The sequence below is a fragment of the Actinomadura sp. ATCC 39365 genome, assembly GCF_054392275.1.
This window is the reverse complement of the sequence record NZ_CP184335.1, coordinates 5,475,154-5,497,790: the sequence shown is the minus strand read 5'-3', so window position 1 is coordinate 5,497,790 and position 22,637 is coordinate 5,475,154. Positions and strand designations below refer to the sequence as shown.

Sequence of the window (22,637 nt, the reverse complement as noted above, 5' to 3'; positions counted from 1 at the left end):
CCGAGTTCCGGAGGCCTCTGGAACTCGGGCAGCCCGGAGCCGTCCCGGTCTCAGGAGTCGAGTGGATCGGGGGCGGCGACAGGCCCGGCAGGGGGCGCCAGGTCGCTGAAGTCCCAGGCAGCATCGCCGGGTCGGAGCCCGACCACGCCTCAGGGGCCGTTGCTCGCTCAGGAGTCGGCTCAGTGTCGGGAGTCGGCTGGGTCCGGGGCCAGGGGTGGGGTGGGTGGGGGCTGCCAGGTTGACAGGAAGTCTTCGGCCAGGGTGCAGGCGCCGGCGTACGGGCCTTCGGCATGGTGCAGGGCGGCGGCGGTGATCTCCGCGACGCGGTTCTCGACCAGGTGGCCGACCTCGTCCGCGGTGGAGACCGTTCCCGCCCGTTCGGCGAGGTAGCCGATCGTGGCGCCCGCGCCGCAGACGAAGTCCGCCAGCGTCACCACGCCCCGCTCCCCCAGCGTCCGCAGCCCCTGGGGGGTGTAGGGCACGTTCGCGGCCGGCGCGACCAGGCCGGCCCGCACCGTCGCCGCCCGCCGCGCCGACAGGGTGCCGGTCCGCGCCCCGGGGACCAGCACGTCGGCGGCGACCTCGTACAGCGCCTCCGGCGGCAGCACGGGCAGGCCGAGCCGGGTCACGCACGCGTCACCATGCTCGGCGCGCAGTTCCTCCAGGGCCGCGACGTCCAGCCCGGCGGGGTCGCTGACGCACCCGTGCAGGGTGGACAGAGCGACCAGGCGCGCGCCGCGCCGGGCCGCCTCGCGCACGACGGCGCTGCCGACCTTGCCGAAGCCCTCCACCGCCAGCGTCCGCCCGGCCAGCCCGCCGAGCGCCGTCCCGGCGGCCACGACCACGCCCAGCCCGGTCACGACGGTGTCCACCAGCTCGCCGCCGGCCTCCCCGTGCATGATCGAGTCGGCCCGGTACCCGGGCAGCGGCGCGAAGTCCTGCGTCCGCGTGCCCAGGTCCGAGGAGGTGAGGAAGGTGCCCTTCTCGACCAGCGGCGCGACCTCCCGGCAGAAGCGCGCCACCGTGCCCGCCCGGTCGGCCGGCGAGGCCCGCAGCACCGCCTTGGCCCCGCCGATCCGCTCGCCGAGCACGGCCAGCTTGTACGTCATCGCCCGCGCCAGCAGCCCCGCCTCCGCGCGGGTGACGTCCGGCGCCAGCCGGGTGCCGCCCGCGCTGACCGGGCAGTCCAGGTCGAAGGCGATGCAGCCGTCCACCGAGACGAGTTCCATGATCCTCATCCGCGCTCCCCGCGTCCGTGCGAACCGTGCCTGCCGCCCAATCTCGGCGCCGCTCGGCCGCCTGTCCATGGGTCAGGGAGCGTTGTATCCCAAGGTGTACGAACCGGTCCCGGAGTAGGAGTGCACCCGGTAGCGGTAGTACCCGGCCGCGCCGGTGTAGTTGAGTGTCTCGTCGGCTCCCGACCCGGCGCTCTGGGCGACCGTCGCCCACGTGGACCCGTTCCAGCGCTGCAGGTACAGGTCGAAGTCGGCGCCGGACGGGCCGTCCAGGCACGCCTGGTGCGGGCCGGTGACGGTGGTCTGCAGATACCCGCCGTCGGGCTGGTACTGCTCCGCCCCAGAGGCCAGCGTCCCGGACTTGGTGGTCTCGTAGCCGGAGCAGCCGCCCGCGACGGCCACGGACAGGACGAAGGCGGCCGTGTGGGTGACGGCCGGGCCGGTGGCGGTGACCGTGATCGTGTACACGCCGCCGGGCGTCTGCGCGGAGGTGGAGACCGTCATGACGGACGTCCCGCCCGACTGGACGGTGGGCGGCGCGAACGTCGCGGTAGCCCCCGCCGGCAGCCCGGCGGCCGAGAACTGCATCTGCTGGGGCCCGCCGCGCGTGACGGAGGTGGAGATGGTGCTCGTGGCCGACCCGCCCGGCGTGACGCCGCCGCTCGTGGGCGAGAGCGACATCGCGAAGTCGTCGCCGCCGCCGTTCGGCGGGGTGTTGTCGATCATCCCGGAGATCTCGTTGTACACCTCGGTGATCCGGGTCCCCCAGTTGGGGCAGCCGCCGAGGTGGTGCAGCGCGATCACCTTGTGGCTGGAGGCGGCGATCACCGGGGAGCCGGAGTTCCCGCCGGAGGTGTCGCAGCGGTAGCCGGTGTTGACGCCCGACGACACCACGTCGATCTTGCAGGCCGCGCCGCCCTGCGTGTCCTCGTACAGGGACAGGCGCTTGGGCAAGGTGTCGCCGTGGCCGGGGATGTAGATGCGCTCGCCCGCCACCGGGGGGCGCGGATCGAGGTACAGGGTGCCGAACTGCTGGATCGCGGCGAAGTCGGCGACGCTGAAGAGCGTGTAGTCGAGCGCTTCGAGTGCGCTGGTCTTCAGGAACTGGCCGCCGCCGACCTTCGTCCCGGCGCCCGGGTTGTCGCCGCCGCAGGTGGCGCAGTCGTAGTCGAACTGGAACTCACTGGCGCTCAGGTCGGCGGCGCTCTCCATGCAGTGGTGGTTGGTCAGCATGCGGTTGGTGTTGCCGACCCGCCAGGCCGTGCAGTAGCCGAGGCCGTTGAGCAACTGGCGGGCCACGGCGCGGCTGCGGGCGTACTCGGTGGGGTTGCTGTCCTTGTAGCAGACCACGTCCCGCCGCGCGTCGGTGCCGCAGACGCTGAACGTCCTCGGCGTCAGGGCCGCGGCCTCCTGGGTGGTGTAGCCGCGGAAGTACCGGTCGATGCGCACGCCGAAGCCCTGACGGGCCAGCCGGACGGCGTTGCGCGGCCCGGACGCGTGCAGGGTGACCACCGCCGTGTCCCCGTCCACGGAGAGCGCGGCGAAGCCGGGGACGCCGTGCAGCGTGTACCCCGAGCCGGCCGGGTAGCGGCCGCGGGTGGGGTCGCCGTAGTAGGTGTGGATCTCGCGGCCGTCCGGCGAGGCGACGGTGACGTAGTCGCCGGGCACGAGGGTGAGCGCGGCGAAGTGCACCTTGACGTAGCGGGAGCCGGGTCGGGTGACGCGTGTGCTCCAGCTCCGTCCGGCCGCGCCGTAGGGCAGGGACAGGTCGGCGAGCACCTCCTCGCCGGCCGGGGAGACCCGGCTGTCGAGCTGCGCCCGCAGGGGTGCGGCGGCGGGGACCTGCGCGAGGGCGGGGGCCGGGGTCGCCGGCGCGACGACGGCCAGCGCGGCGATCAACGCCGTGGCCGCCGCTCTCCATCGGGAAGGATTCATGCGGGGGACACCTCCACGTGAGGGGTGACCGAAGCAGGCCGCCGGTCGCCGGGAGCCAGGGCCCGGTCCGGGCACGTAGGCCGCGCCGGCCAGAGGCCGGCGGAGCCGGCGAACAGGCGGCCCGCCGTGGTGGGGGGTGGGCAGAGGGTAACTCCGCCTCCCATCCGTACCGTTATCGGTAGCGATACCGATATTTCGGGTTATCGGGCCGAAAATCCCAGCGCGTCACTCCGGGCAGCCCTCCCAGGCAGGGCGATGTACAAAATCATTGACATGATGTCCGCCTTCTTTTACGTTCATCATGTCTACTTTCTTTGACATGGAGACCCGCCTTGAAGGCCATCACCCGGCACGTCTACGGCCCCCCGGCCCTCACCGACCTCGACCGCCCCGCCCCCGGCCCCGGCGAAGCGCTCCTGCGCGTGCACGCCGCCTGCCTCGACCACGGCGTCTGGCACCTCGGCGCCGGGCTGCCCTACCCCGTCCGCCTCGCCACCGGGCTGCGCCGCCCCCGCTCGCCCCTCCTCGGCCGCGACGTCGCCGGGACCGTGGCGGCCGTCGGACCGGGAGTCACCGGCCTCGCCCTCGGCGACGAGGTCTTCGGGGTCTGCGACGGCGCGCTCGCCGAGCACGCCGTCGCCCGCGCGGACCGTCTCGTCCCCACACCGGCCGGCCTGTCGTCCGAGGCCGCCGCCGCCGTCCCGACCAGCGGCCTGACCGCCCTCCAGGCGCTGCGCGACCACGCCCGCCTCCGCCCGGGGCAGCGCGTGCTGGTCATCGGCGCGGGCGGCGGGGTGGGGACGTTCGCCGTCCAGCTCGCCAAGGCACACGGCGCGCACGTCACCGCCGTCTGCGGCCCCGGCAAGGGCGACCTCGTCCGCTCACTCGGCGCGGACGAGGTCGTCGACCACACCCGCGAGGAGCCGGCCGCCGGCCGCCACGACGTCGTCCTCGACACCGCGGGCAACCGTCCCCTGCGGGACCTGCGGCGGATGCTCACCCGCCGGGGCACGCTCGTGATCGTCGGCGGCGAGAACGCCTCCGGCCGCTGGCTGCACGGCACCGGCCGCCAGCTCCGGGCGACGGCGCTGTCGCCGTTCGTCCGGCACACCCTGCGCGCCCCGATCACCCGGACCGATCCGGCGGACCTGCGCCACCTGGCCGGCCTCGCCGCGACCGGCGAGCTCACCCCCGTGGTCGGCAGGACCTTCCCGCTCGCCGGCTTCTCCGACGCGATGGATCACCTGCGGTCGGGCCACGTGACCGGCAAGGTCGTCATCGTCATGCCCGGCCCGAGGTAGGTCACCAGTCGCCCACGGCGACGCGGGTGTTGCGCAGCGGTTCGCCCGCGCCCTCGGCGGGCGCCGCCCACACCACCGCGTTGGCCAGGATCCGCCGCACGCCCGGCTGGTGGAAGACCGGGTAGTTCTGGTCGCCGGGGCTGAAGTAGAAGACGCGCCCCTTGCCGCGCCGGTAGCAGCAGCCGCTGCGGAACACCTCGCCCCCGGAGAAGGAGCTGACGAACACCAGCTCGTCGGGCGCCGGGACGCCGAACGGCTCGCCGTAGGTCTCCTGCTCGGGGATGACCAGCGGCTGGGGCACGCCCGCGGCGATCGGGTGGGCCGGCTCCACCGTCCAGACCAGCTCGCGGTCGGCGGTGTCGCGCCAGTTGACCGTGCAGGTGGTGCCCATGAGGGCGCGGAAGACCTTGGAGTAGTGGCCCGAGTGCAGCACCAGCAGGCCCATCCCGGCCCAGACGCGCTCGCACACCCGCGCCACGACCTCGTCGTCCACCTCCTCGTGCGCCGCGTGCCCCCACCAGGTGAGCACGTCGGTGCCGGCCAGCGTCGCGGCGTCGAGACCGTGCTCGGGGTCCTGCAACGTCGCGGTGCGCACGCGCACCCGCTCCCCAGGTGCTCGCGCAGGCCGCCGGCGACCGCGCCGTGCATGCCCTCGGGGTAGCGGCGGCGCACCTCCTCCTCCCGCTGCTCGTGTACGTTCTCGCCCCAGACGGTCACGTTGATGCTCACGCGCGCTGTTCTCCCTCCGGACCTGCCGCACCTACCGTCCGGTCCTTACCCGTCCGCCCGCCGGTTCCGCCTCCGGTGGGCGGGCGGAAAATGTCTCGCGGGAGGAAGGACGGTTTGGGTAGGTTCGCCAGTGACCATGGAAGTCATGCAGAGCCGCGCGCAGGCAGGCCTCCCGCCGGACGGCCACCCTGTCGAGATCGCCTGCGACGAGTCCGGCGCGGAGGGCGAGAAGCTCGTCGGCGGCAACACCGACGTGTTCGCCCACGCCGGCGTCTCCCTCGACGTGACCGCCGCGGCCGACTGCGTACGCGAGCTGCGCCTCAGGGCGCCCTCCCCGGTCACCGAGTACAAGGCCGGGCACGTGCTGCGCGAGAAGAACCGGGCCACCCTGGTCTGGCTGCTCGGCCCGTCTGGCCCCATCCTCGGCCGGGCCCGCGTGCACCTGACCGACAAGGCGTACTTCGCCGTGAGCAAGGTGACCGACCTGCTCACCGGCCACCACTCCAGCCTCGGCCTCGACCAGGACGAACGCTCGGCCGCCATGGCGGCCACCCTCTACCAGGAGGGCCGCCACGCCTTCGGCCCCGCACGCTGGACGGCCTTCCTCGACGCCTTCAACCACCTGCTGCGGGCCAGGAACGGCCGCGGCCCCGAGATCTCCGCCGAGTCGGCCTTCGAGCTGGTCGCCGACCTGCGCACCACCCCCGGCCCGGCCGGCGAGATCATGGACGAGCTGTGGGCCGCCCGGCCGCTCGTGGACGCCTTCACCGCGCGCCTGCTCGACGACCCGCACGTCTTCCCCGCGCTCGACCCGCTGATCCCGGCCATCGCGCACGCGGTCGCCCACTGGGGCGCGGGCGGCCGGCCCGTCTCCGTCGTGCACGACCGGCAGACGACGCTGACCGAGGAGCGCATCGAGCGGCTGCGGCTGCTGCTGGCCCGCCCGGACGGCCCCGCGGGCCCGCTGGTGCTGACCGGCCTGACGCTGGTCGCCTCGCACCTGGACCCCCGCGTCCAGGTGGCCGACATCGTCGCCGGAGTGGCGCGCAAGATCGCCTCCGAGGAGCTCAACGGCCGCGGCGACCCCGAGCTGACCGGCCTGCTCCGCCCGTACGTGGACCTCGCGTCGGTCTGGCCGGACGAGCGCAGCCGGGCCGCGCTGATCGCGGGTCAGCCGAGCCAGGCGCGCGCCTCGGCGGCGGCCTCCGGGCCGAGCACCGGGTGGGAGTAGACCTCGATCAGCGTGCGCATCAGCAGGCGCTCGCCCTCCGGCGTGGACAGGTCGGCGCCCATGCCGCGGCAGACGTGCGGGTACAGGACCGTGACCGACAGCGCCATCGCGGCCATCACCGCCGCCCGCGCCCGCGCCGGCACGTCCGGCGGATCTGACCGGTCCTGGTCGGCGGCGGCCAGCCAGCGCTCGCCGAGCCGGGTCATCTCGTCGAACAGCGGCGCGGCCCAGCCCTCGGTCAGCGCCCGCGCCAGGTAGGCGCGGTAGGGGCCGAGCGCGGCCACCGGGTTGAAGCCGGCCGGCGGGCTGCCGGCGGCCTCGGCGTTGAGCCGGCGCACCATCCTCATCAGGTGCTCGTCGCACGCCTCGCGCAGCGCCTGCTTGGCGCCGAAGTGGTGGCGGACCAGGCCGAGCGAGACCCCCGCCGACTCGGCGATGTCGCGGATCGTGGCCCGCTCGAACCCGTGCTCGCCGATGTGCCGGATCGCCGCGTCGCGGATGCGGGCCCGCGCGGTGAGGTCCTCCGGGTCCTGGACGGTTGTCATCGCACCACCGATTCGTACAGCGGACTGTTCACTGGGAAAGCATCCTATACCGGCGTGCAGCCCCGTCCGGCCCCGGCCGCACGGGAGGGGCCGCCGGCGACTACGCTCCTGCCCTGTGCCGACGTTCGAACTGCCCCTGCGCCTGGACACCACGATCCGGCCCTACGACTGGGGTTCCGTCACCGCCATGCCCGAGCTGTTCGGCACCGAGCCGACCGGCCGCCCGCAGGCCGAGCTCTGGATGGGCGCCCATCCCGCCGACCCGTCGATCGCCGGCGGCGTGCCCCTCGACCGGCTCATCGCCGGCGACCCCGTCGCCGCACTCGGCGCGCCGGCGGTCGCCAGGTTCGGGCCCGCGCTGCCGTACCTGCTGAAGGTGCTCGCGGTCGCCCGGCCGCTGTCGCTCCAGGTCCACCCCACGATCGCGCAGGCCGAGGCCGGGTTCGCCGCCGAGGAGGCGCGCGGCGTGCCGATCGGCGACCCGGCCCGCACCTACAAGGACCGCTCGCACAAGCCCGAGATGGTCTGCGCGATCACGCCCTTCCACGGGCTGTGCGGCTTCCGCTCCCCCGTCGTCACCGCCGGGCTGCTCGCCCGGCTCGGCGTGCCGGGCCTGCAGCCCTGGATCGATGCGCTCGCCGTCCGGCCCGCCGGTCAGGCCCTGCGCGCGGTCTTCGCGCAGATGCTGGACGACGCCTCCGCGCCGCTGCGCGCCCAGGTCGAGGACGCGCTCGCCGGCAGCTCCGACCCGGACCTGGCCCCGTACGCCGACATCGCCGCAGCCTGCCCCGGCGACCCCGGAGTCGTGGCCGCGCTGCTGCTCAACCACGTCGATCTGCGGCCCGGCCAGGCCCTCTACCTCGGCGCCGGCGTGCCGCACGCCTACCTGGGCGGCGTCGGCGTGGAGATCATGGCCAGCTCCGACAACGTCCTGCGCTGCGGGCTGACCACCAAGCACGTCGACGCGCCCGAGCTGATGCGGGTGGTCGACTTCACGCCCGCCGAGCCGCACCTGGTCGAGCCCGAGTGCCCGGCCGACGGGGAGCGGCGTTACGTCCCGCCGGCTCCCGAGTTCGCCCTCACGCGTTACGACCTGGCCGAGGCCGCCTCCTTCGAGCTGCCCGGCGGGCTGCCCCGGATCGTGTTGTGCCTGGAGGGCGAGGCCCGCCTCGTTCCGGATCGGGGCGAGCTGACGCTGCGGCCGGGCGAGTCGGCGTTCGTCCCGGCCGTCGCGGGCGCAGGCCTGTCCGGCAAGGGCGTGGCGTACGTGGCCCAGCCGGGCGCCTTTACGATGTAGATCAGCACGACGGGGACATTTCGGCCGGCGGTTGAACGTCGTGTTCCTAGGCTCCTGCCATGAACACGGCAACCCTCGGCCACCTCGCCATCGAGCCCAGCATCCTCTACTTCGGCACCCCGGTCGTGCTGCTGAGCACGGAGAACCCCGACGGGTCGGCCAACCTGGCCCCGATGTCGTCGGCCTGGGCGCTCGGCCGGACCGTCGTGCTCGGCCTCGGCGCCGACGGGCAGACCGCGCGCAACCTGGCCGACCGGCCCGAACTGGTCGTCAACCTGCCGGCCCCGCACCTGTGGCCGCAGGTGGAACGGCTCGCGCCGCTCACCGGCCGCGACCCGGTGCCCGACACCAAGGCGGCCGGCTGCCGCTTCGAGCCCGACAAGTTCGGCGCGGCGGGCCTGCGCCCCGAGCCCTCCGAGACCGTCCGGCCGCCACGCGTGGCCGAGTGCCCCCTCCAGCTGGAGGCGGCCGCCGCGCGGATCCTGCCGGACGTGTCCGAGGACTTCGTCATCGTCGAGGCCGTCGTGCGCAGGGTGCACGCCGACCCGCGGATCGTCGTCCCCGGCACCCACCACGTGGACCCGTCCGCGTGGAGCCCGCTGCTGTACAACTTCCGTCACTACTTCGGCCTCGGCCCGGAGCTCGGCCACTCCTACCGGTCGCAGACGCCGGGCCCGGCCTGAGCGCCGCGGCGGGTCAGCCGGCCCGCGAGGCGCACCCGGCGTACGACTCGGCCGGCGACGGGACAACGGGCTGACCCGACCCCAGCACCGACGCCGAGGCCAGCGCCGACGGCTCCTCCAGCCCGCGCGGCGGCGGCGTGGGACGGTCGGCCGCCACGGTCAGCACGAGCGGCCCGAACCGGCGCCACCACCCGTGCGCCACCCCGCGCCCGCCCGCGCGCACGGTCAGCCCGCTCCACCCGTCGGAGGGCCGGCCGCAGCCCAGCGACACCTCCAGCGCCCGGCTCTCGGCGCGGCGCAGCACCTGCGCCGCGCTCTCCTTGGCCGACCACAGCAGGCTGCCCAGCAGCGGGTCGTCGCCGGCGATGCGCTGCTCCTGGCGGGTGAACCGGTCGGCGACGAACCCCGGGCCGCGCGGCTCGACCAGTTGCAGGTCGCAGCCGACGGCCCCCGGCTCCAGGCCGAGCAGGCACACCGCCCATCCGGCGCGGCTGGTGATCGAGATGCCCACCGGCAGCGGGCGGCCGTCCCGCCACGCCTGCGCCGCGCCGTCGGGACGCCGCCGCACGTCGGGGTCACCGGCGGGGCCGGGACAGACCAGGTGCAGGGCCTGACCGACGGTCCAGCGGGCGAGCGGGTGCTCGGCGGGCCGCCCGTCGCCCGTCCGGTCCTCCCCCGCCGGGAGTTGCCCCTCCCCGCGAGCCAGCCACCTCATCGAGCCTCCATTCCGCGCTCCCGCGCTACGGATGACCTCCGGCCGCGGCACGGCGGCCGGGATCGCATGATCGACCGACCCGGCCGCCACGCCCGGACGGCCGTCTCGCGCAGCTTCTCCGCCCGCACCTCCTCGAACGCCTCGTGCGGCGGCGGACGCGCCGAGCGCCGCCCCGCGTGCGTGCATACCCGTACGTGCCCGCGCTCCGCCGCCGGACACCCGCGGAACCTCTCGACTAGTGTGATCTTGTGACCGGAATTTTCACAGTGTTCCCAGCCTCGCCGGGCGACGGTGAGACGCTGGGAGAGATCCACGCCGAATCCTGGAAGGCCGCCTACGCCGGCTTCTTCTCCCCCGCCTTCTTCGACCAGGCCGTGCGCCACCGGCGCGGCAAATGGCACGACGTGCTCGCCGAGACCCGGGTGGGCCTGGTGCTGGCCGCGCTCGACGGGCGCCGGCTGGCCTTCTCCTACTTCGGGCCCTCGCCGTCCAGGGCGGGCGCGGCGGAGATCTTCGGCTTCTACGGCCATCCCGACGGCTGGGGCACGGGCGTGGCCGCCGCGCTGATGACCGACACCCTGCGCCGCATCCGCGACGAGGGCTTCACCCGGGTGCACCTGTGGACGCTGCGCGACACGCCGCAGGCGCGCCGGTTCTACGCCAAGAGCGGCTTCACCGAGTCCGGCGCCGCCCGCACCCACGACTACGGCGACGGCAACCCCGTCGAGCAGGTCGAGTACGAGCTGTCCTTCCCCTGACCGCAGGTCCCTTCCCACGCGTGCCGACTTGACAGAGTTCCCCGGCGTATTTCGCGGTGAATACTCCGGCGCGGGCTCTCTCGTTGACCGTCTCCATGGCCCATGGCAACCATTCTTGAGTATGGCCAAGCGGGCACGAGAAACGGTCGAGTGATCGCGTGAGAGGAATGGCATGAGCGCGAATGCTTTGTACGCCGGTCGAGACTGGAAACTCGACCACGACAAGCGAGTCAAGGTCAGCAACGCGGAACTTCGTTACACGGTCGTGGGGCGTGGCGAGCCCGTCCTGTGCATCCACTGCACCTCCATTTCGGACGGTCTCATCACGCCGCTCCTGAAGTACAACCCGGAGCTGCTGGACAAGTACCAGTTCATCAGCTATTACCGCGCCGGTTACAACGGCAGCACGCTGGAGAAGGACAGCCTCAGCATCGAGGAGGGCGCCGAGCACGCCAAGCAGCTCCTCGACCACCTCGGCATCGACAAGGCGCACGTCATGTCGTACTCCTTCGGCGGGGTGATCGGCTTCCAGTTCATGCTCTCCTACCCCGAGCGCACGCACTCGGCGGTGCTGCTGGAGCCGTACCTGCCGCGTGAGGGCGCCGAGGCCGAGAAGGCCAACAACGACGCCGTGATGACGGCCATCGAGCTGGTGCAGAAGGGCGACAAGCTCACCGCCGCCTGCGACTTCATGGCCGCCGTCTGCGGCCCGAGCTACCTCGGCTCCGTGGACATGACCTGCCCCCTCGACGTGTGGGAGCGGGTCGAGGAGTGCGCGGACGTCACGTTCAAGGTCGACTTCCCGGCGCTGGGCGGCTGGGGCTTCCGCATGTCCAAGGCCGACCAGCTCGTGCCGGACAAGCCGCAGATGCCGGTGCTGGCCGTGATGGGCCTGGACAGCGAGGCGGCCATGCCCGGCTTCCGCGAGGCGCAGCACTTCCTCATGAACTGGCTGCCCCAGGCCGAGCGCTGCGGCATCGTCGGCGCCACCCACGGCCTGCAGATCATGAACCCGAGAGCGGTCGGCGAAGGCGTCTCGGCCTTCCTCGCCAAGCACCCGATGCAGTAGCACCCGATGCAGTGAGAGGAGAGCGATGTCGGATCTGACGGCTGAGCGACTGGCGGCGGCACACCAGGCGCTGCGGTCCGGCGACCGCGAGCGCGCGCTGGAGTACTGGCACCCCGACGTGCGGTTCCAGTCCCCCGGCAACCACCCGTACGCCGGATGGCACGACGGCCTGGACGCGTTCATGGGCTTCATCAAGACCTGGCAGCGGCTGGCCGGCGGCACCCTGCGCATGGAGCAGATCGCCTGCCTGGTCAACCCGGTGGACGGCTACACCATCGACGTCAACCGGTGCACCGCCGTGCGCAAGCGCACCGGCTCGGACGGTACCTCCTTCTACGAGCACCTGCAGATGGAGGGGGTGGACCTGATGCGGTGGGAGAACGGCCGCGTCGTGGAGGGCCGCGGCGGCATCTTCGGCGACGGGACCGCCAACTTCAGCTCGTTCTTCGGCCCGATCGGCCCCGACGGGCGCAGATCCGACGACTGAGCGGGCAATCCCGGGCGGGCCGGTCGGTACCGGCCCGCTTTCTCGTGCCCGCGGCCCGTCCCGGCCCTTCTTCGTGACCCTTTTTTCCGCAGGAACGCGCCCACAGGAGAAGACATGACCCGTTTGCGTGGCGTCCTCCGCGCCTCCGCCGCCGCCCTGGCCGTCACCGCCGCGCTGGCGGCGGCGACGCCGGCCCAGGCGCTCCTGGCCCCGTCCTTCCGGGCCGTGGACCCGCCCGGCGACCCCACCACCCTCTGGAACGTCGACGTGCTGGACGCCTCCCATGCCTACGCCGTCGGCTGGCGCGGCTACGACGGCTCGCCGGACACCTCCGTGCTGCGCTGGGACGGCTCGTCCTGGAGCAGGCTGCCGCTCACCGCCGGGTACGACGTGCCGAGCCCGTGCTGCGTCGCGGCCGTCGCGCCGGACCAGATCTACGTGACCGGCAGCAAGAGCATCGCCGACGTCTCCTGGCCGCGCTCGGCGTACTGGAACGGCTCGGCCTGGTCGGAGATCCCGCCACCGCCCGGCTGGACGCCCCCGCTGCCCGGCGACGAGTGGACCGGCCCGATCGCCGCCACCAAGGACGGCTCGCTCTGGTCGATCAGGTACAAGAACACCGGCGGCACCGACATCCTGCGCCTGCGCCAGGGCTCCTGGACCGTCTACCCGCGCACCGAGAACCTGGGCCTGCTGCGCGCCGTCGACGGCGGCGACCAGATCGTCTTCGCCGCCGAGAACGGCGTCGTCCTGTGGGACGGCACGGCCCTGCGCTCGCTGGGCAGGCCCGGCGTCAGCCCCCGTGGCGTGTACGTCGAGGGCCCCGGCAGGATCTGGGTCAGCGGCTACCAGCCCCGTCCCAACCGGCCCGCCACCCCGGCGATCGCCCGCTACGACGGCGCCCGCTGGACCGTCTCGGCGCTGCCCGGCGACCCGGGCAACGGCTCGGCCAGCATCAGCGGCGACGGCGCGGGCCACCTGGTCATCCCGACCGGCGGCGGCACCACCTCACCCGCCTACCTCTACTTCGACGGCACCTCGTGGACCCGGGTCAGCGGCCCGGCCCGCCCGTCGGCCGGGTACGCGGGCGCGTACGCGGTGGACCGCGTGCCCGGCACGTCCACGATCCTGTCGGTGGGCGGCGCCAACGTGACCAATCTGACCGGGTTCGCGATCAGTGAGCTGATCAGCCCCCGCTGAGCGGGCGGCGCGGACCCGTGAGCGGGGAGGGGCGGCAGGCCCCTCCCCGCTCACGCGCGCCCGCCGCCGGCGCGATCCGGGCGATCCGCGCGGGCCGCACCGCCCGCGCGGATCGCCGTGACGAGCGTGCCGGCCAGCAGCAGCGCCGAGGTGACCGTCAGGACCACGCCCAGCCGGTGCAGCCCCTCGTCGGTGGCGCGCTCGCCGTAGGTCACGCTGATGAGCACCGCCGAGCAGATGGCCCCGGCGTACTGCGAGGTGCGCAGCAGGCCGGCGGCCATGCCGATCTGGCCGGGCGGCGCCTGGGCGTACATGGCGGCCTGGTTGCCCACGATGTTCAGCCCGTTCTGCACTCCGAAGACCATGCTGAGCAGGCACAACGACAGGATGGACGCGCCGCCGTCGAGCGCCGGCAGCCAGGCGCAGCCCGCCAGCAGGGCCGCGGCGCCAGCCGGCAACATCCAGCGTGCCCTGCCCGACGTGCCGTCGGCCCGCGCGGCCAGCCCTGAGACCACCGCCCCTACGGCCGAGGTGGGCATCAGCAGCAGCCCGGCGATCGCCGCCGTCAGTCCTCTGCCCTGCTCCAGCCACTGCGTCCAGCCGTACAGGAAGCCGTAGGTGGCCATGAAGGTCACCGCGTTGCGCAGGTAGGTGACCAGCAGCGGCCGGTTGCCGGCCAGGTCGCGCAGGCTGCCGCCGCCGCCTGCGCCGGAGCGCTCGTACGGCTCGTCGCGCGGCAGCCACAGCAGCGCCGAGACCACCCCGGCCACGGCCATCGGCAGGTTGACCAGGAAGATCCAGCGCCAGCCGCCGAGCGCGTCGAGCAGCCCGCCGAGCGGCGGCCCGAGCACCATGCTGACCTGCCCGGCCATGGCCAGCGCGCCCATCACCGAGGCGGGCGCGGCGCCGCCGGACCGCTGCGACCTGCGGCGGACCATGCTCATGGCGGCCGGGTAGGCGGCCGAGGTGCCGAGGCCGATCACCACGCGGGCGGCCACGAGCAGGCCGAGGGTCGGCGCCCAGTAGCCGAGCAGCCCGCCGGCCGCGACCGTGACCAAGCCGGCCAGGTAGACGCGGCGCGGGCCGAGCCGGTCGGCCAGCCGGCCCAGCACCGGCTGGCCGATCGCGGTGGCCAGGTACAGGGCCGACACCAGCCAGGAGGTGGCGTCGGCGCCCACGCCGAAGTGGTGGGCGATGGGCACGAGCGCGATGGCGATGATCGAGGAGTTGATCGGGTTGAGCAGCGAGCCGACGGAGACCGCCGTGACGAAGCGGGGGCCGAAGGCGGCCTGGCCGGGCTCGCTGTCCGGCCGCGGCGGCGCGGTCACAGCTGGTACTTCTCCTCGAGCTTCTCGTAGATGTCGATCTTGTAGTCGATGGCGGCCAGGTCGTCCTTGAGCTGGTCGATGCGCTTGGCCACCTCCTCGCGGTGGGTGAGCAGGATCTGCTTGCGCTCGGCGGCCGTGCTCTCGCCGGCGCGGACCAGCTCGGCGTAGCGGCGGACGTCGGCGATGGACATCCCGGTGCCGCGCAGCCTGGTCAGGAAGCGGATCCAGGCCAGATCACGTTCGGTGTAGCGGCGGTGCCCGTTCCCCCCGCGCGGCGGCGTCTCCCGCATCAGGCCGGCTTTCTCGTAATAGCGCAGCGCGTGGGCGCTGAGGCCGGTCTCGGCTGCGACTTCCGCGATCGTCAGGCTCTGACTCATACCGATCATTGTCGCCCTTCGAGCGCGATCCAAGTCAAGTGCATTCGCCGGAATTCCGGTGAATGCGGGTTCGGACTTGACGGAATGGGACCGGCTACCTCCATACCGCCCGGTCACCGCCGGGCGGCGCGTTGACGCGTTTTCCGGCGGCTGAACATGATTCATCCGTAGCGCCGGACGAAATGGTGGTGCCAATGGCGAAGAGCGAATTCGTGAGATTCCTCGGCGACCTCCGGGAGAATCCGCAAAGACGCGCTGAGTATAGCGCGAGAAATCTCAGTCAATTGTTGTTCCACGCCTCCGACGAGGGCTTCCGGTTCACCGCCGAGGAGCTGGTGTCGGTGGTCGGTGCCCTGGAGATCGAGGTCATCGTCGCCAAGGACGGCGAGTCCGTCGACGGCGGCAGCACGCTCTGGCGGCACATGTGGGGCAGGCGTTACCTGGACTACCTGCTCGATCACGTGGTGGCCAGGTTCGGCGAGCAGGAGCTGCGCGGGTTCGCGGCCGACGAGAGGCGGCCGGTCGCATGAGCGGGACGAACCTGATCGCGTTCCTGCGCCTGGCGGGCTCGCGCGCCGACGTGCTGGAGTCGCTGAAGGCCAAGAGCAAGGCGGAGGTCATCGCCGCCGCGGCCGAGCACGGGCTGCCGTTCTCCGAGGCCGACTTCAACGGCGTGGTGTGGGAGCTGGAGGAGCGTCTGGCCGACCTGCGCGGCGACGCCTTCGACGCCACCTTCCCGCTCTGGCGGACGATGTGGGGCCAGCACTACCTGGAGTTCCTGGTCGGCGACCTGCTGCCCGCGCTGGAGCGGGCCCGGCTGCTGGAGCCGTCGTGAGCGCCTACGACTACATCGTGGTGGGCGCGGGCAGCGCCGGGTGCGTCCTGGCCAGGCGGCTGCTGGACGCGCTGGGCTGCCGGGTGCTGCTGCTGGAGGCCGGCGGCCCGGACGACGCCGAGTGCGTGCACCGGACCGACGTCCCGTCGATGACGTCGATGTGGGGCTCGCCGGAGTTCGTCTGGGACTACGCGAGCACCCCGCAGCGGGAGCTGGGCGGCCGGGTCGTGCCCATCCCGCAGGGCCGCCTGACGGGCGGCGGCAGCTCGGTCAACGCCATGATGTACGTGCGGGGCAACCGCCGCGACTTCGACGGCTGGGCCGCGCTGGGCAACGACGGCTGGTCCTACGACGAGGTGCTGCCCTACTTCAGGCGCTCGGAGGACTACCCGGGCGGCTCGCCGGAGTACCGGGGCGGCGGCGGCCCGCTGAAGGTCGTCGACTACGGCTCGCCGTCGGACGCCTCGCGCGCCTTCGTCCGGGCGGCGATCGCCCGCGGCCGCGCCGACGGCACGGGCGACTACAACGGCCCCCGGCAGGAGGGCCTGGCCTTCTTCTACCAGTCCACCCGCGACAAGGACGGCCGCCGCTCCAGCACGTCGGAGGCGTTCCTGACGCCGGTGCTCGGCGAGCCCGGCCTCACGCTGGAGACCGGCGCCGTGGCCACCCGCCTCACCGTCGAGGGCGGCCGGGCCACCGGCGTGGAGTACGTCAAGGACGGGCGCGCGAGCACGGCCACGGCGGCGCAGGAGGTCATCGTGGCCTGCGGCGCGCTGGGCTCGCCGGCGCTGCTGCTGCGCTCGGGCCTCGGCCCGGCCGCGCACCTGCGCGAGCACGGCGTCGAGGTGGTCGCCGACCTGCCGGGCGTGGGCCGCAACCTGCAGGACCACGTGCTGTTCGGCATCGGCTACGAGAGCCTGCGCGAGCTGCCCTTCCCCGAGCTGCTGGCCGAGGCGGGGCTGTTCACCAACGTCCTGGGCGGCGACGGGCCGGACCTGCAGTTCTTCTTCGGTCCGGTGCAGTTCATCGACGACCGGTACAAGACGGACGGCCCGGGGTTCACCTTCGCGCCGATCCTGCTGCAGCCGGAGAGCAGGGGCGAGGTGCGGCTGCGTCCCGGCGACCCGCTGCGTCCCGTCGTCGACCCGAACTACCTGGCGGCCGCCGCCGATCTGCGGCTGCTGACCGAGGCCGTCGTCCTGGCCAGGGAGCTGGTCTCGGACGCGGCCTTCGACTCCCTGCGCGGCCGGGAGCTGGCCCCCGGTCCCGGCGTGACCAGCCCGGCCGCCCTGGCCGAGTACGTGCGGGCCAGCGCCTCGACCGTCTGGCACCCGGCCGGCACCTGCCGGATGGGCCGCGACGGCGAGGCGGTCGTCGAGCCCGACCTGCGGGTGCGCGGTGTGGACGGGCTGCGCGTGGCCGACGCCTCGGTCATGCCGGTCATCACCCGGGGCAACACCAACGCGGCCACGATCATGATCGCCGAGAAGGCCGCCGACCTGGTCGCCGCATCGGCACGGAGGTGAGCTGAGATGACACAGAGCTTCGACTTCGTCGTCGTCGGCGGCGGCACGGCCGGGTCGGTCATCGCCGCCCGGCTGAGCGAGCTGCCCGGGGCCAGCGTGCTGGTCCTGGAGGCGGGCGACACGAAGATCACGGACGCGGTCGAGGACCCGAGCCGGTGGAACGAGGTGCTGCTGACCGAGCTGGACTGGGCGTACATGAGCGAGCCGCAGCCGGGGCTCGGCGGGCGCCAGGTCTACTCGGCGGCGGGCCGCGGCCTGGGCGGGACCTCGAACGTCTACCACATGATCCACACGCGCGGCCGTCCGGCGGACTTCGACGCCTGGGCCTACGACGGCTGCCCCGGCTGGTCCTTCGCCGACGTCCTGCCCTACTTCCAGCGACTGGAGGGCCAGCGGGACGCGACCAACCCCACGGCGGGCCACGACGGCCCCATCAAGATCGTCAACGCCCGGGACATGGGCAACCCGGTCTCCCAGACGTTCGTCGACGCCTGCGTGGAGCTGGGTTACCCGCAGGTCGAGGACTTCAACGCCGACAGCTTCGGCGTGAGCTGGCACCACGTCGACATCGACGTCGACAAGGGCACCCGCTGCGGGGTGCGCGCCTCCTACCTGGAGCCGGCGCTGGAGCGGCTGAGCGTCGAGGTGGGCGCGCTGGCCACCCGGCTGCTGTTCGAGGGCGAGCGCTGCGTGGGCGTGGAGTACCTCAAGGACGGCGAGCTGCGGACCGTCAGGGCCGCGCACGAGGTGATCGTCAGCGCGGGCGCGATCCAGTCGCCCAAGCTGCTGCAGCTGTCCGGCATCGGCGAGGCCGGGGCGCTGGCCGCGCTCGGCATCCCGGTGGTCGCCGACCTGCCCGGCGTGGGCGCCAACTTCCACGACCACCCGCTGGTCATCGGCCCGATCGGGTACATGGAGGAGGCCGCGCCCGACCCGCGCGGGCAGGTGACCGAGGTCGGCCTGTTCTGGGGGTCGGAGCCGGGGCTGCCGGTGCCCGACATGGAGATCTGCCTGGTGCACCGGGCGCCGTTCGGCGACCAGTTCTTCGCCAACGTCATCAAGCGGGTGGAGACCGGGCAGCCGCTCACGCCGGTGCGCGAGCTGGTCGACCCGAAGATCGTGCTCACCCTGCCGGGGCTGGTCCGCCCGCTGTCACGGGGCAGCGTACGGCTGGCCGGCACCGACCCGACGGCCTACCCGCGGGTCAGCGCGAACTACTTCGCCGAGCGCTCGGACCTGGAGCGCACGGTGACGATGGTGCAGATCGCCCGCGACATCTACGCCAGCTCGGCCTTCCGGCGCGACTGGGGGCTGACCGAGGTCGCCCCCGGCCCGGACGTGCGCACCCGGGAGCAGCTCAGCGCCTGGGTGATGGAGAACGTCGGCTCGTACTACCACTTCGCCGGCTCCTGCAAGATGGGCTCCGACAGCCTCGCCGTGGTGGACACCCGGCTGCGGGTGCGCGGCGTCGAGGGGCTGCGCGTCGCCGACGCCTCGATCATGCCGACGATCGTCTCGGCCAACCCCCACACCACCACCGTGATGATCGGCGAGCGCGCGGCCGAGTTCGTCGCGGCGGACTTCCTCCCGGCCCGACAGGAGGCCACGCGATGATCCACCAGTTCATCTTCGGCGCCCCCAAGCCCGGCTTCACCGCCCAGCAGTTCCAGGACTACTGGGTCAACGTGCACGCGGTGAAGTTCGCCAGCAAGATCAAGCAGATCAGGCAGTACCTGGTCGACACCCGCATCCCCTTCGACGGCGACGTGGGCCGGCCGGCGCTGCCGCACCAGGGCATCGCCGAGATCTGGCTGGCCAACGCCGAGGAGCAGCTCGCCTCGCTGCAGAGTGAGGAGTTCCTCCAGGGCGCCCGGCTGGACGAGCCCAACTGGGCGGCGTTCTGGTCGACGATCGTGGTCGACACCGTCGCCCACGAGCTGGTGCCCGGCCCCAAGCCGCGGCCGGAGAGCTGGGTGAAGGTCACCACGCTGATCAAGCGGCGGCCCGGCATGCCGCTGGACACCTACCGCAAGCAGTCCCTGGAGTCCTACGCCGCCGCGGTGGCCGGGCTGCCGGGCCTGCGCAGGCACCTGCACTGCCACACCGTGGACGGCGCGTACACCTTCGGCGAGGCCGGCTTCGACGCCGTGGACCAGCTCTGGTTCGACGACGTGGACGCGCTGCGCGCCGCGCTGGCCTCGGCCCACCACGCCCGCCGGGTCAAGCCGGAGCTGGAGGCGATCGCCGACCCGGCCCACGTGTTCTCCATGACCTGCAAGGAAAACTGGATCATCCCTGGGGAGTCGGCATGACCAAGCGTGTACTCGTGATCCTCTCGGAGTTCGGCTACTGGGGGGAGGAGCTCGTCGGCCCGCTGTCGGCCTTCGACGAGCGCGGCTACGACGTCGTGTTCGCCACGCCGACCGGCAAGCAGCCGCACGCCCTGCCGCCCAGCATGGACCCCGACTACGTCGACCCGCCGCTCGGCCGCTCGGTCACCACGCCCGAGGTGGCCAAGCTGACCCGCGACCTGGACGAGTCGGGCCGCCTGGCCAACCCGCTCAACCTGTCGGCCTGGGCCCCCGAGCGCCCCTACACCAGCAGCCCCGACTACCTGCGCCGGCTGGAGTCCTACCACCGGGCGGTGGCCAAGCTGGAGGCCGAGCTGGTGCCCTACGACGCGGTGCTGATCGTGGGCGGCAGCGGGCCGATCGTGGACCTGGCCAACAACGAGCGGGTGCACGAGATCGTGCTCGCGTTCGTGCGGGCGGGCAAGCCGGTGGCGGCCGAGTGCTACGGCGTGGCCTGCCTGGCCTTCGCCCGCGACTGGGAGGACCGCAAGAGCATCATCTGGGGCAAGCGCGTCACCGGCCACTGCAAGGAGTACGACTACAAGGACGGCACCGGGTTCCTCGGCGTGCCCGACTTCAACATGGGGCCGCCGCCGTACCCGCTGGAGTACATCCTGCGGGACGCCACCGGGCCGGAGGGTCGCTACATCGGCAACTTCGGCAGGGAGACCTCGGTCATCGTGGACTTCCCGTTCGTCACCGGACGGTCCACGCCCGACTCGTTCCTGACCGGGCAGAAGATCGTCGAAGTGCTCGAGGGCGGCCTGCGCCGCTTCGGCTGGTGATGGCGGGCCATGGCCAGGGACGGCAACACCGCGATCATCGAGCAGTTCCTCAGCGACGGCATCACGTACATGTTCGGCAACCCGGGGACGGTCGAGCAGGGCTTCCTCGACGCGCTGGAGGGCTTCGAGGACTTCCACTACATCCTCACCCTGCAGGAGACGGTGGCGGCCGGCATCGCCGACGGCTACGCCCGCGCCACGGGCGGTCCCGCGCTCCTGCAGCTCCACAGCGGTGTGGGGCTGGGCAACGCGATCGGCATGCTGTACCAGGCCAAGCGGGGGCACTCCCCGCTGGTGGTCGTCGCCGGTGAGGCCGGGGTCGGCTACGACGCGATGGACGCCCAGATGGCCGCCGATCTCGTGGCCATGGCCCGGCCCGTCACCAAGCACGCCATGCGCGTGATCGACCCGGGCTCGGTGCTGCGGGTGCTGCGCCGGGCGGTGAAGCTGGCGATGACGCCGCCGCGCGGCCCGGTGTTCGTGGCGCTCCCGCTCGACGTGCTGGACCAGCCCAACCACGAGCCGGTCCAGCCGTCGGTGGTGCCGCACTCGGCCGCGCTGCCCGCCCCCGAGCTGGTCCGCCGGGCCGCCGAGCTGCTGTCCGGCGCCCGGTCCCCGATCATCCTGGCCGGCGACGGCGTGTCGGTCTCCGGCGCGCAGGCGGAGCTGACCCGGGTGGCCGAGCAGCTCGGCGCGGACGTGTGGGGCGTGGAGTTCTCCGAGGCGAACATGGACGGCCGGCACCCGCTCTTCCGCGGCCAGCTCGGCCACATGTTCGGCCAGGTCAGCGCGGACGCCGTCAAGGACGCCGACGCCGTGCTGGTGGTGGGCACGTACCTGTTCCCCGAGGTGTTCCCCTCGCTGAGCAGCCCGTTCGGCAAGGACGCGCGGATCGTGCACATCGACCTGGACTCGTACGAGATCGCCAAGAACCACCCGGTCACGCTGGGCCTGGTGGCCGACCCCCGGCTCACGCTGGCGGCGCTGTCGGCGGAGCTGGAGGGCACGCTGAGCCGGGCCGACCAGCAGGCGGCGGCGGCGCGGCTGGCCCGGCGGACGGCCGCGCCGCGCCCGGCGCCGGCCGAGGACTCGATACTCAACACGTTCATGCGCGAGCTGGCGGCGCGGGCCCCCGAGGACGTGATCGTCTTCGACGAGGGGCTGACCGCCTCCGGCGTGATCGGCTCCTACTTCCCGCCGCGCGGGCCGGGGAGCTGGTTCCTGACCCGCGGCGGCTCGCTCGGCGTGGGCATCCCGGGAGCGATCGGCGCCAAGCTCGCCCATCCGGACCGCACGGTGATCGGCTTCACCGGCGACGGCGGCAGCATGTACACCTTCCAGGCGCTGGCCACCGCCGTCCGGTACGACATCGCCGCCAAGTTCGTGATCTGCAACAACCACAGCTACCGGCTGCTGGACAACAACATCGAGGAGTACTGGCGCGGCCGGGGCATCCCCGGTCACCGCTTTCCTCGCTCCTTCGACCTCTCCTATCCCGATCTCCAGTTCACCGACCTGGCCAGGGGCTGCGGCGTGGACGGGCTGCGGGTGGAGAAGGCCGACCAGATCGAGGAGGCCGTCGAGCGGCTGCTCGGCCACGACGGCCCCTTCCTCATCGACCTCGTCACCGAACCGGGGAGGCCATTGTGAGCGGCATCGAGCCACGGGCCGGCGCGGCGCTGAACGGCCGCAAGATCGCCGTCCTGATGGAGAGCGACTACGTCGAGCCGGAGATCTTCTACTACGAGCGGCGCTTCGCCGAGGCCGGCGCCGAGGTGCACTTCATGACCCGCCTGTGGGGGCAGTCGTCGATCACCTTCACCGGCCACGAGTGGCGGGTGCCGTTCACCGTGGACCGCGGGTTCGAGGGCATCAGCGACCGTGAGCTGCGCTCCTACGCCGCGGTGATCGTGCCCTCGGGGATCGTCTCGGACCGGCTGCGCTACACCGACGACGTCAACCGGCTGGCGCCGGCCACCGCGTTCGTGCGGCGCGCGCTGGAGGAGCCGTCGATCATCACGGGCGTGATCTGCCACGGCCTGTGGCTGATGGCCGCCGCCCCCGAGACGATGCGCGGGCGCAAGGTCGTCGCGCACAACAACCTCGTGGGCGACGTGCGCAACATGGGCGCCGAGTACGTGGACCAGGACGTGGTCATCGACGGCAACCTGATCACCGGGCGCAGCGTGTACCACTGCCATCTGTTCGCCCACACCATCATCGGCCAGCTCGCCGAGACGCTGTAGGAGC

23 protein-coding genes are annotated in these 22,637 nt (G+C 73.0%); 16 read left to right on the top strand and 7 right to left on the bottom strand.

Features of this window, described 5'->3' with window-relative positions; translation table 11 throughout:
* Window positions 1-179: 179 nt before the first annotated feature.
* The gene (locus ACNF49_RS26880) at window positions 180-1,238 is read right to left on the bottom strand and encodes a Glu/Leu/Phe/Val dehydrogenase dimerization domain-containing protein (RefSeq protein ID WP_482945410.1); all 1,059 of its coding nucleotides are present in this window, start codon (window positions 1,236-1,238) and stop codon (window positions 180-182) included.
* 72 nt (window positions 1,239-1,310) lie between these two features.
* The gene (locus ACNF49_RS26875) at window positions 1,311-3,170 is read right to left on the bottom strand and encodes a trypsin-like peptidase domain-containing protein (RefSeq protein ID WP_482945409.1); all 1,860 of its coding nucleotides are present in this window, start codon (window positions 3,168-3,170) and stop codon (window positions 1,311-1,313) included.
* A gap of 332 nt (window positions 3,171-3,502) precedes the next feature.
* Between ACNF49_RS26875 and ACNF49_RS26870 the strand changes: the two genes are divergently transcribed.
* Window positions 3,503-4,471 (top strand): NAD(P)-dependent alcohol dehydrogenase, encoded by a 969-nt coding sequence (locus tag ACNF49_RS26870; RefSeq protein ID WP_482945408.1) that lies wholly within the window; start codon window positions 3,503-3,505, stop codon window positions 4,469-4,471.
* Between the two features lies 1 nt (window position 4,472).
* Here the strand turns inward: ACNF49_RS26870 and ACNF49_RS26865 are convergent, their stop codons facing one another.
* Window positions 4,473-5,072 (bottom strand): ThuA domain-containing protein, encoded by a 600-nt coding sequence (locus ACNF49_RS26865; RefSeq protein WP_482945407.1) that lies wholly within the window; start codon window positions 5,070-5,072, stop codon window positions 4,473-4,475.
* 273 nt (window positions 5,073-5,345) lie between these two features.
* Here ACNF49_RS26865 and ACNF49_RS26860 point away from each other — a divergent pair, with 273 nt between their 5' ends.
* Entirely contained in the window at window positions 5,346-6,431 is a 1,086-nt protein-coding gene (locus ACNF49_RS26860; protein WP_482945406.1) for a hypothetical protein, read from the top strand.
* Here the strand turns inward: ACNF49_RS26860 and ACNF49_RS26855 are convergent.
* Complete coding sequence (locus ACNF49_RS26855) at window positions 6,371-6,976, bottom strand: TetR/AcrR family transcriptional regulator (protein ID WP_482945405.1); 606 nt, start codon at window positions 6,974-6,976, stop codon at window positions 6,371-6,373. The genes ACNF49_RS26860 and ACNF49_RS26855 overlap by 61 nt on opposite strands.
* 115 nt (window positions 6,977-7,091) lie before the next feature.
* Between ACNF49_RS26855 and manA the strand changes: the two genes are divergently transcribed.
* On the top strand, window positions 7,092-8,273 hold the full coding sequence (gene manA / locus ACNF49_RS26850) for a mannose-6-phosphate isomerase, class I (RefSeq protein ID WP_482945404.1): 1,182 nt from the start codon (window positions 7,092-7,094) through the stop codon (window positions 8,271-8,273).
* A 59-nt stretch (window positions 8,274-8,332) separates the two neighbouring features.
* Entirely contained in the window at window positions 8,333-8,956 is a 624-nt protein-coding gene (locus ACNF49_RS26845) for a flavin reductase family protein (protein ID WP_357981118.1), read from the top strand.
* A 13-nt stretch (window positions 8,957-8,969) separates the two neighbouring features.
* On the opposite strand, the gene ACNF49_RS26840 is transcribed toward ACNF49_RS26845, so the two are convergent.
* Window positions 8,970-9,671, bottom strand: coding sequence for a 4'-phosphopantetheinyl transferase family protein (locus ACNF49_RS26840; RefSeq protein WP_357981121.1), 702 nt, complete (start codon window positions 9,669-9,671; stop codon window positions 8,970-8,972).
* Between the two features lie 266 nt (window positions 9,672-9,937).
* On the opposite strand from ACNF49_RS26840, the gene ACNF49_RS26835 reads away from it, so the two are divergent.
* From ACNF49_RS26835 to ACNF49_RS26820, 4 genes are all read left to right on the top strand, one after another.
* Window positions 9,938-10,429 (top strand): GNAT family N-acetyltransferase, encoded by a 492-nt coding sequence (locus tag ACNF49_RS26835; protein ID WP_482945403.1) that lies wholly within the window; start codon window positions 9,938-9,940, stop codon window positions 10,427-10,429.
* Between the two features lie 172 nt (window positions 10,430-10,601).
* Window positions 10,602-11,498 carry an alpha/beta fold hydrolase gene (locus tag ACNF49_RS26830; protein ID WP_357981127.1) on the top strand — a complete coding sequence of 299 codons (897 nt, stop codon included), beginning with the start codon at window positions 10,602-10,604 and terminating at the stop codon, window positions 11,496-11,498.
* 25 nt (window positions 11,499-11,523) lie between these two features.
* On the top strand, window positions 11,524-11,985 hold the full coding sequence (locus ACNF49_RS26825; RefSeq protein ID WP_357697088.1) for a nuclear transport factor 2 family protein: 462 nt from the start codon (window positions 11,524-11,526) through the stop codon (window positions 11,983-11,985).
* A 114-nt stretch (window positions 11,986-12,099) separates the two neighbouring features.
* Window positions 12,100-13,185 carry a ligand-binding sensor domain-containing protein gene (locus tag ACNF49_RS26820; RefSeq protein ID WP_357981129.1) on the top strand — a complete coding sequence of 362 codons (1,086 nt, stop codon included), beginning with the start codon at window positions 12,100-12,102 and terminating at the stop codon, window positions 13,183-13,185.
* Between the two features lie 50 nt (window positions 13,186-13,235).
* Here the strand turns inward: ACNF49_RS26820 and ACNF49_RS26815 are convergent, their stop codons facing one another.
* Together ACNF49_RS26815 and ACNF49_RS26810 are read right to left on the bottom strand one after the other, a co-directional pair.
* Window positions 13,236-14,513, bottom strand: a complete 1,278-nt coding sequence (locus ACNF49_RS26815) for an MFS transporter (RefSeq protein ID WP_482945402.1) — start codon at window positions 14,511-14,513, stop codon at window positions 13,236-13,238.
* Window positions 14,510-14,890 (bottom strand): MerR family transcriptional regulator, encoded by a 381-nt coding sequence (locus ACNF49_RS26810; RefSeq protein ID WP_357981135.1) that lies wholly within the window; start codon window positions 14,888-14,890, stop codon window positions 14,510-14,512. The genes ACNF49_RS26815 and ACNF49_RS26810 overlap by 4 nt, the downstream gene beginning before the upstream one ends.
* A 284-nt stretch (window positions 14,891-15,174) precedes the next feature.
* Here ACNF49_RS26810 and ACNF49_RS26805 point away from each other — a divergent pair, with 284 nt between their 5' ends.
* Genes ACNF49_RS26805 through ACNF49_RS26770 form a run of 8 tightly spaced genes read left to right on the top strand, consistent with a single transcriptional unit; the run spans window position 15,175 to window position 22,633 of the window.
* The gene (locus ACNF49_RS26805; RefSeq protein ID WP_352363715.1) at window positions 15,175-15,420 is read left to right on the top strand and encodes a hypothetical protein; all 246 of its coding nucleotides are present in this window, start codon (window positions 15,175-15,177) and stop codon (window positions 15,418-15,420) included.
* Window positions 15,417-15,725 carry a Nif11-like leader peptide family natural product precursor gene (locus ACNF49_RS26800; RefSeq protein WP_357981138.1) on the top strand — a complete coding sequence of 103 codons (309 nt, stop codon included), beginning with the start codon at window positions 15,417-15,419 and terminating at the stop codon, window positions 15,723-15,725. Before ACNF49_RS26805 ends, ACNF49_RS26800 begins: the two co-directional genes overlap by 4 nt.
* Window positions 15,722-17,251 carry a GMC family oxidoreductase gene (locus tag ACNF49_RS26795; RefSeq protein ID WP_482945401.1) on the top strand — a complete coding sequence of 510 codons (1,530 nt, stop codon included), beginning with the start codon at window positions 15,722-15,724 and terminating at the stop codon, window positions 17,249-17,251. Before ACNF49_RS26800 ends, ACNF49_RS26795 begins: the two co-directional genes overlap by 4 nt.
* Before the next feature lie 6 nt (window positions 17,252-17,257).
* Window positions 17,258-18,865: a GMC family oxidoreductase gene (locus tag ACNF49_RS26790; RefSeq protein ID WP_357981144.1), complete on the top strand. Its 1,608-nt coding sequence runs from the start codon at window positions 17,258-17,260 to the stop codon at window positions 18,863-18,865.
* Window positions 18,862-19,563 carry an EthD domain-containing protein gene (locus tag ACNF49_RS26785; RefSeq protein ID WP_357981146.1) on the top strand — a complete coding sequence of 234 codons (702 nt, stop codon included), beginning with the start codon at window positions 18,862-18,864 and terminating at the stop codon, window positions 19,561-19,563. The genes ACNF49_RS26790 and ACNF49_RS26785 overlap by 4 nt, the downstream gene beginning before the upstream one ends.
* Window positions 19,560-20,387, top strand: coding sequence for a type 1 glutamine amidotransferase domain-containing protein (locus tag ACNF49_RS26780; RefSeq protein WP_357981149.1), 828 nt, complete (start codon window positions 19,560-19,562; stop codon window positions 20,385-20,387). The genes ACNF49_RS26785 and ACNF49_RS26780 overlap by 4 nt, the downstream gene beginning before the upstream one ends.
* Window positions 20,388-20,396: 9 nt before the next feature.
* Window positions 20,397-22,037 (top strand): thiamine pyrophosphate-binding protein, encoded by a 1,641-nt coding sequence (locus tag ACNF49_RS26775; RefSeq protein WP_357981152.1) that lies wholly within the window; start codon window positions 20,397-20,399, stop codon window positions 22,035-22,037.
* Window positions 22,034-22,633, top strand: a complete 600-nt coding sequence (locus ACNF49_RS26770) for a DJ-1/PfpI family protein (protein WP_357981155.1) — start codon at window positions 22,034-22,036, stop codon at window positions 22,631-22,633. Before ACNF49_RS26775 ends, ACNF49_RS26770 begins: the two co-directional genes overlap by 4 nt.
* Window positions 22,634-22,637 lie beyond the last annotated feature (4 nt).

Excerpts from the sequence above, each read along its gene's own strand:
- ACNF49_RS26880 (WP_482945410.1), bottom strand. The coding sequence starts at position 1,238 with ATGAGGATCATGGAACTCGTCTCGGTGGACGGCTGCATCGCCTTCGAC.
- ACNF49_RS26875 (WP_482945409.1), bottom strand. The coding sequence starts at position 3,170 with ATGAATCCTTCCCGATGGAGAGCGGCGGCCACGGCGTTGATCGCCGCG.
- ACNF49_RS26860 (WP_482945406.1), top strand. The coding sequence starts at position 5,346 with ATGCAGAGCCGCGCGCAGGCAGGCCTCCCGCCGGACGGCCACCCTGTC.
- ACNF49_RS26855 (WP_482945405.1), bottom strand. The coding sequence starts at position 6,976 with ATGACAACCGTCCAGGACCCGGAGGACCTCACCGCGCGGGCCCGCATC.
- ACNF49_RS26845 (WP_357981118.1), top strand. The coding sequence starts at position 8,333 with ATGAACACGGCAACCCTCGGCCACCTCGCCATCGAGCCCAGCATCCTC.
- ACNF49_RS26840 (WP_357981121.1), bottom strand. The coding sequence starts at position 9,671 with ATGAGGTGGCTGGCTCGCGGGGAGGGGCAACTCCCGGCGGGGGAGGAC.
- ACNF49_RS26830 (WP_357981127.1), top strand. The coding sequence starts at position 10,602 with ATGAGCGCGAATGCTTTGTACGCCGGTCGAGACTGGAAACTCGACCAC.
- ACNF49_RS26825 (WP_357697088.1), top strand. The coding sequence starts at position 11,524 with ATGTCGGATCTGACGGCTGAGCGACTGGCGGCGGCACACCAGGCGCTG.
- ACNF49_RS26820 (WP_357981129.1), top strand. The coding sequence starts at position 12,100 with ATGACCCGTTTGCGTGGCGTCCTCCGCGCCTCCGCCGCCGCCCTGGCC.
- ACNF49_RS26810 (WP_357981135.1), bottom strand. The coding sequence starts at position 14,890 with ATGAGTCAGAGCCTGACGATCGCGGAAGTCGCAGCCGAGACCGGCCTC.
- ACNF49_RS26800 (WP_357981138.1), top strand. The coding sequence starts at position 15,417 with ATGAGCGGGACGAACCTGATCGCGTTCCTGCGCCTGGCGGGCTCGCGC.
- ACNF49_RS26790 (WP_357981144.1), top strand. The coding sequence starts at position 17,258 with ATGACACAGAGCTTCGACTTCGTCGTCGTCGGCGGCGGCACGGCCGGG.
- ACNF49_RS26785 (WP_357981146.1), top strand. The coding sequence starts at position 18,862 with ATGATCCACCAGTTCATCTTCGGCGCCCCCAAGCCCGGCTTCACCGCC.
- ACNF49_RS26780 (WP_357981149.1), top strand. The coding sequence starts at position 19,560 with ATGACCAAGCGTGTACTCGTGATCCTCTCGGAGTTCGGCTACTGGGGG.
- ACNF49_RS26775 (WP_357981152.1), top strand. The coding sequence starts at position 20,397 with ATGGCCAGGGACGGCAACACCGCGATCATCGAGCAGTTCCTCAGCGAC.